Origin of the sequence: Pseudomonas sp. 30_B (assembly GCF_017491605.1) — a bacterium.
GTDB lineage: Bacteria > Pseudomonadota > Gammaproteobacteria > Pseudomonadales > Pseudomonadaceae > Pseudomonas.
The window spans coordinates 1-447 of sequence record NZ_JAFGYY010000344.1 but is presented as its reverse complement, the minus strand read 5'-3'; the positions used below and the strand labels follow the sequence as shown (position 1 = coordinate 447).

At 51.9% G+C, this 447-nt stretch carries 1 protein-coding gene; it reads right to left on the bottom strand.

All coding sequences use genetic code 11. The features are described from left to right. Window positions 1-248 precede the first annotated feature (248 nt). A partial coding sequence (locus J5M67_RS28590) for a hypothetical protein (protein WP_207888693.1) occupies window positions 249-447 on the bottom strand: 199 nt, incomplete at its 5' end.

The window sequence follows — 447 nt, the reverse complement described above, 5'->3', positions numbered from 1 at the left end:
ATCATACATTCTCTTCGAAACAAGGGTTATATGCTTTCTGCCGAATTGTAGGGGTGGTGATGATTTAAATGATCTTTATGCTATGGTATCGGGATTTTCATGTTTCCTGATGCTGAAATTCGAGCGAAATTGTGCCGATGGTATTTGAATTGGATCGATGCCGATGCTAACGCTTCCTTGGTCGTGTTTGGCTAACCTCGTGAGCCAGACACTTTGCGTGGCGGCTGCCACCGCCGCGCCTTTTTGGTTCATCGCGGATTGCCGGGAATGATGGCACGAATCTTGAGAAGGAAGTGCTTTCCCGTCGCAGTATCCGCAAGCCCGATGCTTGATAACGTTGATGGCGCGTAAATGGCTGCTTGCATCGGCTTCCCGCAGACTTTGGCAAATCGTGTGGCGTCGCGCGTCGGAGCTTGGCGGCGAGTAGCGGGAAACCCGGCTTCGAGG